The 12,120-nt window shown below is 53.7% G+C and carries 12 protein-coding genes; 4 read left to right on the top strand and 8 right to left on the bottom strand.

Annotated elements, in window-relative coordinates:
* Positions 1–25 precede the first annotated feature (25 nt).
* Positions 26–658, top strand: a complete 633-nt coding sequence (locus tag G9Q38_RS09790) for a DedA family protein (protein ID WP_166130429.1) — start codon at positions 26–28, stop codon at positions 656–658.
* Between the two features lie 19 nt (positions 659–677).
* Entirely contained in the window at positions 678–1,136 is a 459-nt protein-coding gene (dut, locus tag G9Q38_RS09785) for a dUTP diphosphatase (protein WP_228276108.1), read from the top strand.
* 53 nt (positions 1,137–1,189) lie between these two features.
* Here dut and G9Q38_RS09780 read toward each other — a convergent pair whose 3' ends face one another.
* The 5 genes from G9Q38_RS09780 to clpS all read right to left on the bottom strand — a co-directional run bounded on the left by G9Q38_RS09780 (position 1,190) and on the right by clpS (position 7,632).
* Positions 1,190–1,879 (bottom strand): PqiC family protein, encoded by a 690-nt coding sequence (locus G9Q38_RS09780; protein ID WP_166130426.1) that lies wholly within the window; start codon positions 1,877–1,879, stop codon positions 1,190–1,192.
* Between the two features lie 11 nt (positions 1,880–1,890).
* Positions 1,891–3,549, bottom strand: coding sequence for a PqiB family protein (locus G9Q38_RS09775; protein WP_166130424.1), 1,659 nt, complete (start codon positions 3,547–3,549; stop codon positions 1,891–1,893).
* A complete protein-coding gene (locus G9Q38_RS09770; RefSeq protein WP_166130421.1) occupies positions 3,539–4,795 on the bottom strand; it encodes a paraquat-inducible protein A in 1,257 nt (418 codons plus the stop codon). The genes G9Q38_RS09775 and G9Q38_RS09770 overlap by 11 nt, the downstream gene beginning before the upstream one ends.
* Positions 4,796–7,138 carry an ATP-dependent Clp protease ATP-binding subunit ClpA gene (gene clpA, locus G9Q38_RS09765; protein WP_166130418.1) on the bottom strand — a complete coding sequence of 781 codons (2,343 nt, stop codon included), beginning with the start codon at positions 7,136–7,138 and terminating at the stop codon, positions 4,796–4,798.
* A 170-nt stretch (positions 7,139–7,308) separates the two neighbouring features.
* Positions 7,309–7,632 (bottom strand): ATP-dependent Clp protease adapter ClpS, encoded by a 324-nt coding sequence (gene clpS, locus G9Q38_RS09760; RefSeq protein ID WP_166130416.1) that lies wholly within the window; start codon positions 7,630–7,632, stop codon positions 7,309–7,311.
* Positions 7,633–7,806: 174 nt separating this feature from the next.
* On the opposite strand from clpS, the gene G9Q38_RS09755 reads away from it, so the two are divergent.
* Positions 7,807–8,055, top strand: a complete 249-nt coding sequence (locus tag G9Q38_RS09755; protein WP_114420624.1) for a cold-shock protein — start codon at positions 7,807–7,809, stop codon at positions 8,053–8,055.
* A gap of 29 nt (positions 8,056–8,084) precedes the next feature.
* A complete protein-coding gene (locus tag G9Q38_RS09750; protein ID WP_166130413.1) occupies positions 8,085–8,567 on the top strand; it encodes a DUF192 domain-containing protein in 483 nt (160 codons plus the stop codon).
* Here G9Q38_RS09750 and pcaF read toward each other — a convergent pair.
* The 3 genes from pcaF to xseA form a co-directional block, all read right to left on the bottom strand.
* Positions 8,564–9,769, bottom strand: coding sequence for a 3-oxoadipyl-CoA thiolase (pcaF, locus tag G9Q38_RS09745; RefSeq protein ID WP_166130410.1), 1,206 nt, complete (start codon positions 9,767–9,769; stop codon positions 8,564–8,566). The two genes, G9Q38_RS09750 and pcaF, sit on opposite strands and share 4 nt — an antisense overlap.
* A 116-nt stretch (positions 9,770–9,885) precedes the next feature.
* The gene (gene sodB / locus G9Q38_RS09740) at positions 9,886–10,464 is read right to left on the bottom strand and encodes a superoxide dismutase [Fe] (RefSeq protein ID WP_119440627.1); all 579 of its coding nucleotides are present in this window, start codon (positions 10,462–10,464) and stop codon (positions 9,886–9,888) included.
* 73 nt (positions 10,465–10,537) lie between these two features.
* The gene (gene xseA, locus G9Q38_RS09735) at positions 10,538–11,902 is read right to left on the bottom strand and encodes an exodeoxyribonuclease VII large subunit (RefSeq protein ID WP_166130407.1); all 1,365 of its coding nucleotides are present in this window, start codon (positions 11,900–11,902) and stop codon (positions 10,538–10,540) included.
* Positions 11,903–12,120 lie beyond the last annotated feature (218 nt).

Here is a 12,120-nt window from a genome sequence, read left to right as displayed (position 1 = left end):
CCGTCGACTTTATTCTGAGTAATCAATGGAACAACTGGTAAACGACCTGACGCAATTTATTCACGCCAACCAGGAATGGGCGGGGCTTATTCTTGGGCTGATGACAATGGGCGAATCGTTGCTTATTGTGGGTATTGCGATTCCCGCCACCGCCATTATGCTGGTCGTTGGCGGTTTAATCGGTAGCGGCACTGTGGAACCGCTACCTGTCATTGGCTGGGGCATTCTGGGCGCCATTATCGGCGACGGCATCTCTTACTACATTGGCCGTTGGCTAGGGCCACAGATTATCCACCGTTGGCCGCTCAATCGCCAAAAGCGTGCTGTGGCACGAGCCCGTTTGTTTTTTTACAAATATGGCATGTTATCGATATTCGGCGGACGTTTCCTGGGGCCGTTAAGAGCTGTAATACCAACCGTTGCCGGTATCATGAAAATGCGCCATTGGCGTTTCCAGGTGGCCAATATCGCGTCGGCATTTGTGTGGGTTCCGGTTATGCTATTGCCCGGCTATCTTACCGCGCGCAGTATCGGTTCACTCGGCTCGAACGGGGGCAACGCCAGTATTATTATCAGCTCCGTGCTATCGGTTGTCATTGCGGTTTGGATTACCCTGGTCGTCATTCGCAAACGCCGTACGCGCCCTACCGATCAATAAACAGTAAACAGCAAAAACCGTGAACCAACGTAAAACGATTGACGTCAAAATTCTTGATTCGCGCATGCGCGAGGCACTGCCCCAGTACGCAACCACAGGATCGGCCGGCCTCGACTTGCGGGCTTGCCTGGACCAAACGCTAGTTCTGGAGCCGGGTCAAACCGAACTTGTGCCTACCGGCCTGGCAATCCACATTGCCGACCCCCATTACGCGGCCATGATTCTGCCGCGTTCAGGCCTTGGGCACAAGCACGGCATTGTGCTGGGCAATCTGGTCGGTTTAATCGACTCCGACTACCAGGGCCCCCTGATGGTGTCAGCCTGGAACCGAGGTGCGCAACCCTTCAAACTGGAACCCATGGAACGACTGGCACAATTGATCATCGTGCCGGTTGTGCAGGCCAACTTCAACCTTGTAGACGCATTTGAAGACAGCGACCGCGGACAAGGTGGATTCGGCAGCACCGGCCGAAGCTAACAGCCAAGGCCGGCGAGCCACGCCCGATTTTGCCGACCAAGTTAAACCGTTATTCAGGCCTTCGCCTGCGCGCACCCTTGAAACACCAAACCTGGTACGTTTAGCTGCGCAGGCGGCGCAATGTTTCCATTGGGCTGCGCTTGTGCCGCTGAGATTTGCTGCGCAATTAACCCCGCAAGCACTTGCAGACTTTCGCGATGAGTATCTATTAACGGTGCCAAACCTGTGCCTACTGTTTTGGACATTGTGGCCCGGCACACTGAGGTAGGTGCTTTGTCTGTCGTGCCCGTTTGCCCCTGCAAGCGCCACGTTACATCAATAACAGACGCGGCGTTATACACAGAATCAAACCGCTGTACATCAAGATTAACCAACCATACACGCAAGCCATCGGGTACAGCAGAAAGTGGTAAATCGGGCACCCCCAGGCGCTGGGTAAGCACGCTAGACACTGCCAAACGGAGCTCATCGGGCAATGGCGATGCCCACAAACTCGCATTCAACACGCTGACGTCGCCACTGCGCCCTTTGAGCACTATTTGTGAGCGGTCCAACTGAGCCGGCACCTGCACCGGTCGCACACTAATGACGTAATCGAACCCATCTTGGGTACGTGTTTGGTCAGCCCCGCCGGAAGCGGCCGGTTGCAAACTGTAGTACCGCTCAGCATCGGTTGCACAAGCGGTCAGCCCGGCAAGCGTCATGGCGGCCAGCAATACACGCCCGGTTTTCAACAACAACACGATCTCCCCTCCTATTCCGGATAGCGGTCTGGTGGCGTTCCGGTAATTAACGCGTTCGGGTGGCTTTGCAAATAATCACCCAGATTACGCAAGGAGCGAGCCGCTCCGTTCAGTTCGCGCAGGGTGCCTTGCAGATTTTCATTCATGGAGGAGTCGTCGGACAGCATGGCGTCGATTCGCTCGAGTGCATCTTTCGCTGCGGCCAACGCTTCGGTTGTTTGCGGCGCAACTTCCGTATTCAACGTGTTCAATGTGCGATTCAACGATTGCAAACTCTTTTGCAAATCGTTGCCGATACCTTCAAACGGAACTGCCTCTATTTTGCTGACAATCTTCATAATCTGTTCTTGCAAACGATCAAAACTGCCTGCAATGGTTGGAATAACAAGCGGCGTGCGCATCGGGTCGAAGTCGACCGGCTCCGCGTCGCGAATGATATCCAGCGAAACATATTGCTGCCCGGTCAGCAGGTTTGACGTTTTTAGTTGCGCGCGCAAACCATGCTGCACCATCGGCCCCAACAGTTGACGGCCGGGATATTTATTTTCCGGATCAAGTGATTTCACCCGTTCATAGGCAGTGCCAAACCGGCGCGGATAGATATTCGTTTTGACAAGAATGTAAAAGCGCCGCTTCTCGGTATCAAACTCAAGGTCGATATCGTAGACCTTGCCCAGTTCCATTCCCCGAAAATCAACCGGCGCTCCAACTTCAAGCCCACGCACCGAGTTGTTGAAAATCATGTCGACCCTGAACGGTGGGCCATCGGGTTCGGCTTTGGCTTCAAGTTCAGAATTGAATAAATCGAATACCGTTTCCGGTTTCGCCGGTATCTCGTTGGCGGGATTAACATTCGTAAACGCAATTCCACCTGCAACAATGGACGACAACGTGCCTGTTTGCACCTCGACACCCGAAGCGCCCAAGGAAACGCGTATGCCACTGGCATTCCAAAAACGCGAGTCGGACGTCACGTAACGATCGTTCGGCTCGTCGACGAAAATCTGAATATCAACCGAACTGCCGTCTTTATTTAGTTCGTAGTCGATGACCCGCCCGACAGGAATTTGCCGGTAATAAACCTGCGAACCAATCTCCAACGAGCCCAGGTCGGCGGCGTGCAAGACATAACGCGTCCCCGAACGGTCGTGGGTTACCGCCGGGGGTTTCTCCAGGCCGGTGAACGTATACTTTTCCGCTTGGTTCTGGTTATTGTCACTTTCAATATCAACAGCAATGTAAGGCCCCGACAGAAGCGTACCCAAGCCAGATACCCCACTCATTTCCAGGCGCGGCTTTACCACCCAAAAACGTGTGCCGTCTCGTGCAATGTAATCGGCTGCATCATGATCAATTTGTGCTTTCACAATTACATTCGAGCGATCGGCACCAACGTCGATGTCGGTGACTACGCCGATCACGACATCTTTATAACGAACCTTGGTTTGATCGATTTCAAGCCCTTCGGCCGACTCAAACGTGATGGAGAGCGTTGGCCCCGTATTGAGCCAATTGCGCACAAGCAGCGACCCGCCCACCAGCGCGGCCACAAACGGCACCAGCCAAATCCAGGAAATACGCCAGGCGCGACGCTCCTTCACGCTTGGTTTATCGGCCTTCAAAGTTGAGGGCGATTTTTGTTCTGTTTGCCGTACCGGTTCATCCGCCATGCTGTATGCTCTTCTCCAACCGATTACCTTGATCCCAACCCAGCCTCGGATCATAACTCATGGCCGCAAACATTGTAAGGATGACCACCAAACCGAAACTGGCCGCGCCCAGACCGGGAATAATCTGAACCAAACCAGGAAAGTCAGCCATGGATGACAGGAAAATCACCACAAAGACGTCCAGCATCGACCACTGCCCCACCAACTCCACCATTTCATACAAACGTGTTCGCTGACGCTGCATTAAAGGCCCCCGCCAATGCCGTACTGTCATGAGCGCCGCCAAAACCAATATTTTGGTTAACGGCACAACAACGCTGGCAATAAAAACGATCAGGGCTAGATCCCAAGAACCCAACTGCCACAACTCAATCACACCTCCCAGAATGGTGTGCGACTCGGTGCCAATCGGCATGCGCATCGTCATAACGGGATACAGGTTGGCTGGAAAATACAAAATAGCCGCGGCTGCCAGAAACGCCCAGGCACGCGAATTCGACTTTGGTTTGCGCAAATGAAAATAAGCACTGCAACGATCACATATTTTGCCGGGTTTATTACGTGGCATGTCTTGCACGTAACCACATGCTGTACACCCGGCAATATGGTTCGTAGCAAGCGCCGCTCCCGAACGGGCAACCAACCCTTCGTCTTCGGCGTCGTGCCACAGCCGGTGGGCTGAAACACGGCTAAGCGCCGTTAACATAAACGCCAGTAGCCCAAACGCCCATAGCCCGGTCGCGGGCGTCAGCCGTGCCAAATCGGCCATTTTCACCATGGAAACCAGCATTGCCAAAAACAGCACCGGTATCATGCTCCAATGCGACAACACCTCCAGCATTCGCAAACCAAAACGAAAATCCCAAGGTAAACGACGCTTGCGCACCGCCTGTATGGCCCACATCAAAAACAAAATCTGTCCCAATGGAAACGCAAACACAAACAAACCGGCCATGAGCGCTACGGCGTAATCGCCACTGAGCCACGTTAAGTAAAGCGCATGAGGAAAAGACGCCTCAACGGTTTTACCGGATAAGGAAATATGCGCAACCGGGAACAGGTTGGCCAACATGAAAACAAACAACGACGTCCAGCACAACGCCAGCCAGCCTTCCAGCGAAACACGTGAATGGCGGTAGAGTTCATAACCGCACTGAACGCACGACGCGATTGCGCCCGGGGCAATGGGCGTTCGCTCATGCAACCGGGCGCAGTGCGGGCAAATAACCAGAGGAGGATTGGCCATTTAGTCTATAAGTTCGGCTTCCGAAACAGTGGGAGGCGATTGTTTCGACTGCCCCGAAGCAGAAGAGTCATCGGGGAACAACAAAACAACCTGATCCTTGTCATCGAGATCGACCGTGACATTACCGCCATCGGTAAGGCGCCCAAACAAGAGCTCATCGGCCAAAGCCCGCCGAATGGTGTCTTGAATAAGACGCTGCATGGGACGCGCACCCATAAGCGGATCGAAACCTTTCTTGGCCAGATATTCGCGCAGGGTATCGGAAAACACGACTTCAACCCGTTTTTCGTGAAGCTGGTCTTCAAGCTGCATGAGGAACTTGTCGACCACCCGCAGAATAATTTCGCGGGTAAGCGGGGTAAAGCTGATGATGGCGTCGAGACGGTTGCGGAACTCAGGCGTGAACAGCCGCTTGATTTCCGCCATTTCGTCGCCGCTTTCCTTGGTGTTGGCAAAACCAATCGTGTTGCGATTCAGCACTTCGGCGCCCGCATTCGTGGTCATGATAATGATGACATTGCGGAAATCAGCCTTGCGCCCGTTGTTATCGGTTAGCGTGCCATGATCCATGACCTGCAACAGAATGTTGTAAACATCGGGATGCGCTTTTTCGATTTCATCGAGCAGCAGAACACAATGCGGCTGTTTGGCAACGGCCTCGGTAAGCAAGCCCCCCTGATCAAAACCGACATACCCCGGAGGCGCGCCGATAAGCCGTGAAACCGCATGTCGCTCCATGTATTCCGACATATCGAAACGCAGCAGTTCAACACCCAATGTAAACGCAAGCTGGCGTGCCACTTCGGTTTTGCCCACACCAGTGGGCCCCGAAAACAAGAACGAGCCAATTGGTTTGTCGGGGCGACCCAAACCGGAACGCGCCATTTTAATAGCCGCCGACAACGCCTCGATAGCAGTGTCCTGCCCAAATACCGTTGCTTTAAGGTCGCGGTCGAGCGTGGCAAGCTTGTTGCGGTCGTCGGACGATACACTGGCCGGCGGAATACGCGCAATTTTCGCTACTGTTGCTTCGATTTCGGCTTTGCCAATGGTTTTCTTCTTGCGCGAACGCGGCAGCAAACGCTGTGCGGCGCCCGCCTCATCGATGACGTCAATGGCCTTGTCGGGCAGGAAACGGTCATTAATATGGCGCGCCGACAACTCAGCAGCAGACGTGAGCGCGGCAGCGGTGTATTTCACCCCATGATGCGCCTCGAAATGAGACTTCAGGCCACGCAAGATTTGAATGGTCTGCGGCACCGTTGGTTCAGCGACATCGATTTTCTGGAAACGTCGCGACAATGCGTGATCTTTCTCGAAGATGCCACGGTACTCGTTGTAGGTAGTTGCGCCAATACACTTGAGCTTGCCCGACGACAAGGCCGGTTTCAATAAATTGGAGGCATCAAGTGTGCCACCCGACGCCGAACCGGCACCGATAAGAGTGTGGATTTCGTCGATGAACAGCACTGCATTGACATTATCTTGCAATGACTTCAGCACGGCTTTCAGGCGTTGCTCGAAATCACCACGATACTTGGTACCTGCCAGCAACGCGCCCATGTCGAGCGCATAAACCTGGGCGTTTTCCAGAATTTCCGGGACATCGCCACGCGTAATGCGCCAAGCCAAACCTTCAGCAATGGCCGTTTTACCCACGCCGGCCTCACCAACCAGTAGTGGGTTGTTCTTGCGTCGCCGGCACAAAACCTGAATGACACGCTCTACTTCCGACTCACGGCCGATAAGTGGATCGATACGACCCTGGCGGGCTTCGGCGTTCAGGTCGAGCGCATAGAGTTCGAGCGGCGATTTCTGCTGGTCGGACTTGGCTGAGTCGGTATCACTGCCTGAACTGGACGACGAAGCGGCCTTGGGGGAAGGCTCGGTACGCGGAGGTTCAGGTGTTTTGGTGATACCGTGCGACAAATAATTAACGACATCGAGCCGTGTAACACCTTGCTGCAGCAAATAGTACACGGCATGTGAATCTTTTTCGCCATACATCGCCACCAGCACATTGGCACCCGTTACGGTGTTCTTGCTGGAGCTGCCGGAGGACACATGCATGATGGCGCGTTGGATAACACGTTGAAAACCCAAAGTGGGTTGCGTGTCGACCTCGCCTTCCCCAGGCGCAATAGGTGTGTTGTCGGCAATGAATTTGCGCAAATCGGCGCGCAATGTTTCAACGTCGGCCGAGCAGGCTTTCAAAACCTCGGCCGCAGCAGCGTTGTCGAGCAGCGACAACAGCAAGTGCTCGACGGTTATAAATTCATGTCTTGCGTTCCGGGCTTCAACAAAGGCCAGATGCAAACTAACTTCCAGTTCTTCAGAGATCACGCTTCCTCCTAGTGCCGAAGCGGATAAACCACTATTTCAACAACTATTCTACGACTAATCCGACTTAACAGTATCACCCATTAAGCGCCGAGTACACTGGGTGTGACCCGATTACATCAAAAAAGTTTAACTGCCCGATACGTTGCATTCGAATAACAACATTGCGGGCTTCATGCATCGGGCGCCGGTTCCATTATGCACTGTAAAGGGTGTTGCCGGGCGCGCGCCAGTTGCCGCACCATTTCAACACGGGTCGCCGCGATGTCGCGGGTGTAAATACCACACACGCCTCGCCCTTCGTGATGCACTTTCAACATAATGTGCGACGCCTCTTCCGGTGTTTTATCGAACACGCGTTGCAGCACATTCACCACAAACTCCATCGGCGTGTAGTCATCATTCAGCAGTACAACCTGGTACATGGGCGGCGGTTTAAGGGCCTCTTTTTCGCGCTCCAGGACCGTATCCCGTTGAATATCTGTGTTTGTTGCCATGATTTCAGATCAAAAACTAAGTAATTTCCATAGTTGACTGCCAATGATTACATTGCGCATTATCAACATGTTCTGGTTACAACGCTGGTTTACCAGCTTATCCCGAACCCACAGGCTACCGCAAAAGACGGTTTCCTGGTTTTAACCCAACATTAGCAGAGAGAGGCAGTACGTATGTCCGAAGACTTAAGCACCACCGCAGTCGGGGAGGCCCCTAAGCTGAGTGGAACCGTCAAATGGTTCAACGACGCAAAGGGTTTTGGTTTTATCACCCCTGATAATGGGGGCGAAGACCTTTTTGCACACTTTTCGTCCATTCAAATGAACGGGTTCAAAACCCTGAAAGAAGGTCAGAAAGTTATGTTTGAAATTGCCCAGGGCCCCAAGGGTAAACAGGCTTTGAACATTACCGCTGCCTCCTGAAAAACAATTATTTCAGAACACCAATAAGAATGGCTGATTTTTTACAAACAACGAGGCAACACCTCGTTGTTTTTTATTTTGCAACAATTATTTCGGTATTGTCGGCTTTGGGTGCTCAGCCACTTCGAGCCCAGACAATCCTGCCAACCACCGAACTTTCCATAAACCAAATTACGGTTCAAGCGGAAATCGCAGCAACACCGGCAAGCCTGAAACGCGGGCTGATGTTTCGTGAATCGCTACCACCCAATCACGGCATGCTGTTCGTTTTCAACCAGCCGCAGATTCAATGCTTCTGGATGAAGAACACCCCTTTACCACTATCGATTGCATTTATTAATGAAATGGGGGTTATTACCCGCATTACCGATATGCAACCGCGCTCGGAACAAACACACTGCCCGCCGGGGGAAGTATCCTACGCGCTGGAAATGGCGCAAGGCTGGTTCAGCCAATACGGCATTACTGCCGGGGCCCGTATCGACAACCTGCCTGCGCCGCCTAAGCCTTAAACGCGCTCAAGAATCACGGCAATACCCTGACCCACGCCAATACACATGGTGCACAAGGCGTAACGACCACCCGTACGATGCAAATGATACATGGCCGTTGTAGCCAGACGTGCCCCGCTGGCACCCAATGGGTGGCCAAGCGCAATGGCACCACCATAAGGATTGACGCGCGGGTCGTCGTCGGCCACGTTCAGCATACGCAAGGTTGCGAGGCCTTGGGCGGCAAACGCTTCGTTCAGCTCGATGACGTCCATTTGATCAATGGTTAAGTCCGCCACCTGAAGCACTTTTTCCGATGCGGGCGCCGGGCCGATACCCATAATCCGCGGCTCAACACCGGCGGTTGCCATCGCCACCACGCGCGCTTTCGGCGTTAAACCCAACTTGCTCGCAGACTCTTCCGACGCCACCAGCATTGCGCAGGCGCCGTCATTCACGCCCGATGCATTGCCGGCCGTGACCGTGCCGTCAGGGCGAACCACCGGCTTCAAACGCGCCAATGCTTCCATCGACGTTTCCCGAGGGTGCTCGTCGGTATCCACCACCACCGGATCGCCCTTGCGCTGCGGAATGGTGACCGAAACAATTTCATCTTTGAAAATGCCTTGCTTCTGAGCGGCAGCGGTTTTGGTTTGGCTGGCCAGCGCAAATTTGTCTTGATCTTCGCGCGAAACCTTGAACTGATCAGCTACGTTTTCCGCCGTCTCGGGCATGGAATCCACACCATATTGCTGCTTCATGAGCTTGTTGACGAAACGCCAGCCAATGGTGGTGTCATAAATGGAAGCACTGCGGGAAAACGCGGTCTCAGCTTTCCCCATGACGAACGGCGCACGGCTCATGCTTTCAACCCCACCGGCAATCATGAAATCAACATCACCCGACCGAATGGCGCGCGCAGCCGAGCCAAGAGAATCGAGACTGGAGCCGCACAGGCGATTGACGGTTGAACCGGGCACTGTATGAGGCAAGCCCGCCAACAATGCCGCCATACGCGCCACGTTACGGTTATCCTCACCCGCCTGATTGGCGCAGCCGTAGATCACATCGTCGAGTTGCGCCCAATCAACGTTGGGATGACGCTCCATGAGCGCCTTTAGAGGAATCGCAGCGAGGTCGTCGGTGCGTACAGACGACAAAGCGCCGCCATAGCGACCAAAAGGGGTGCGAACAGCGTCGCAGATAAATGCTTGTTTAGTCATGATGAAAACCTGAGGGTTTTGAAAAAACAAACCCTGCCACGCAGCGCGCAGCAGGGGTTGGAGCACTGAAATAAATCAGTGAAAAATGCGCTGCAGAGAAAACTGCCCCCCTGATATTAACCCAGGTTCTTGGCCGCGAAATCCCAGTTCACCACATTCCAGAAGCTTTCCAGATACTTGGGACGCGCATTACGGTAATCGATATAGTAAGCGTGTTCCCATACGTCACAGGTTAGCAGCGGCGCATCAGATGTCGTAAGCGGTGTAGCGGCATTGCTTGTGTTCACGATATCGAGCGAGCCGTCGGATTTTTTTACCAGCCAGGTCCAGCCCGAGCCGAAGTTGCCGGCGGCCGACTTGTTGAAGGCTTCTTTGAATGCGGCAACGCTGCCCCATTTGGCATTGATGGCTTCGGCCAACTTACCGGAAGGCTCACCACCACCATTGGGCGACATGCTGTTCCAGTAAAAAGTGTGGTTCCAAACCTGGGCTGCGTTGTTGAAGACACCACCGGAAGATTTTTTGACAATATCTTCCAGGGAAGCCGATTCAAACTCGGTTCCGGCAACCAGATTATTCAGGTTCGTGACATAAGTTTGGTGATGTTTGCCGTAATGGAACTCGAGTGTTTCTTTCGAAATGGTGGGTTCCAACGCGTCGAGCGCGTAAGGCAGTTCAGGAAGCGTAAAAGCCATAATCAATTTCCTTATAAAAGGTGAATGAACAATACATCACAAAGCCTGTGTTAACGCTATATTTTAAGCGTTTCTATAACAGGCTGCGCGTTTTCAATACTTCGACATCGGCCGCGCCCTGAGCCAGCTCAAGCAACAGCCGGTCGCCTGCGTTCAAGTCTAACGCATTTTTAACCAGAACCCCGTTCTGGTCGCGAACCAGAGCATAACCACGCGCCAGAATATGCTTCGGGCTAAGCGCCTGCAGCGTTTGTTCCGCGGCCTCAAGCCGCGCCCGAGGCCGGCGAAACTGGCGTGAACCCACTGCCGCCAGGCGCTGGGTTAAACGATCAAGCTCCTGGCGCCGACGCGCAACCGACGGTAACGCGGCATTCAAGCGTGTTTTTAACAAATTCAACCGTGCCGCTTCAAGCTCGGTATTTCTGCGGGCGGCACGATGCAGGCGCGCGGCAAGCGACTGCAAACCTTCGCGCTGCTGATTCAAACGCTGACGGGGTGACACCAATTGTGACATTGCACGGTCGAGCCGCATTGAAAGGCGCTCAAGTAACCGTTGCTGGTGCCGCGATAACGCGCGATGAAATTCAAAGGTTTGCTCCAGCAAGGCCTGGCGCGGCGCACACGAAAGCTCGGCGGCGGCAGTGGGTGTGGGTGCTCGCAAATCGGCCACAAAATCGGCAATACTGAAATCTGTTTCATGACCCACCCCGCAAATCACCGGGACCGGGCTAGCCACAACCGTTCGGGCCAGCGCCTCGTCGTTAAATGCCCAAAGATCTTCCAAACTGCCCCCGCCTCGAACCAACAGGATCACGTCGACCTCGGCCCGACTGTATGCGGTTTCCAACGCCTGCACCAAAGCCGCAGGCGCATCGGCTCCTTGAACCGGCGCAGGGTAAACCACAACGGAAATATGCGGAGCCCGACGCGCGAATGACGTGAGCACATCGCGCAACGCAGCCGCAGCCAACGACGTCACTACACCCACCGCCTTGGGCATGGTCGGTATCGGCCGTTTACGTGCCGGATCAAACAAACCCTCCGACTCCAGTTTCGCCTTAAGCCTTAAAAAAGCCTCGTGCAAATCACCTTGACCCGCCCGACGCAGGGTGTCGATTTGCAGTTGGTAATCGCCACGCGGTTCGTACAATGTAACGACCGCTCGAAACTCGAACTGCTCGCCAACGCGGGGAACGAGACCAACAGTTTGCGCCCGCCCCCGAAACATAACGGCCCGCACGGCCGCCCGGTCGTCTTTAATGGTGAAGTACCAATGCCCGGACGCTGCCTGAGTGAAGTTGGAAATTTCCCCTTTTACCCAAATGCGCGCAAAGTGCCCTTCAAGCAATGCACCCACCGCACGATTCAATTGACTTACCGTCAGGATCGAATCGGCTGGGGTAGAACCATTTGTGAAAACAAGAGAATCAGGCGGCATGATTTTGATTTGGCTAATGGCTTAACATTTGTAACTTTGTGTAAATTTCAATGCAAAAAAACGCCGTAGGCCAAATAACAGAGGAAAAAAACAAAGCTTAGCCTTGATCATAGCATTCGTCCCTGACTCGGACCTTAAAAGTAACTTCTATCCACAGAAAAGCCGGGAATGTCAAATTGGCCGTATATCAAGCCGATTAGGGGATAATCTTTTATCAA

Origin of the sequence: Pusillimonas sp. DMV24BSW_D (assembly GCF_011388195.1) — a bacterium.
Classification (GTDB): Bacteria; Pseudomonadota; Gammaproteobacteria; order Burkholderiales; family Burkholderiaceae_B; genus Neopusillimonas; species Neopusillimonas aestuarii.
Note: the sequence above shows the minus strand (reverse complement) of the source record. Positions and strands in the feature narration are given on the sequence as shown.

Coding starts and splice junctions, on each gene's coding strand:
- G9Q38_RS09755 (WP_114420624.1), top strand. CDS start 7,807: ATGTCCGAAGACTTAAGCACCACCGCAGTCGGGGAGGCCCCTAAGCTG.
- G9Q38_RS09790 (WP_166130429.1), top strand. CDS start 26: ATGGAACAACTGGTAAACGACCTGACGCAATTTATTCACGCCAACCAG.
- G9Q38_RS09750 (WP_166130413.1), top strand. CDS start 8,085: ATGGCTGATTTTTTACAAACAACGAGGCAACACCTCGTTGTTTTTTAT.
- pcaF (WP_166130410.1), bottom strand. CDS start 9,769: ATGACTAAACAAGCATTTATCTGCGACGCTGTTCGCACCCCTTTTGGT.
- sodB (WP_119440627.1), bottom strand. CDS start 10,464: ATGGCTTTTACGCTTCCTGAACTGCCTTACGCGCTCGACGCGTTGGAA.
- G9Q38_RS09770 (WP_166130421.1), bottom strand. CDS start 4,795: ATGGCCAATCCTCCTCTGGTTATTTGCCCGCACTGCGCCCGGTTGCAT.
- clpS (WP_166130416.1), bottom strand. CDS start 7,632: ATGGCAACAAACACAGATATTCAACGGGATACGGTCCTGGAGCGCGAA.
- xseA (WP_166130407.1), bottom strand. CDS start 11,902: ATGCCGCCTGATTCTCTTGTTTTCACAAATGGTTCTACCCCAGCCGAT.
- G9Q38_RS09775 (WP_166130424.1), bottom strand. CDS start 3,549: ATGGCGGATGAACCGGTACGGCAAACAGAACAAAAATCGCCCTCAACT.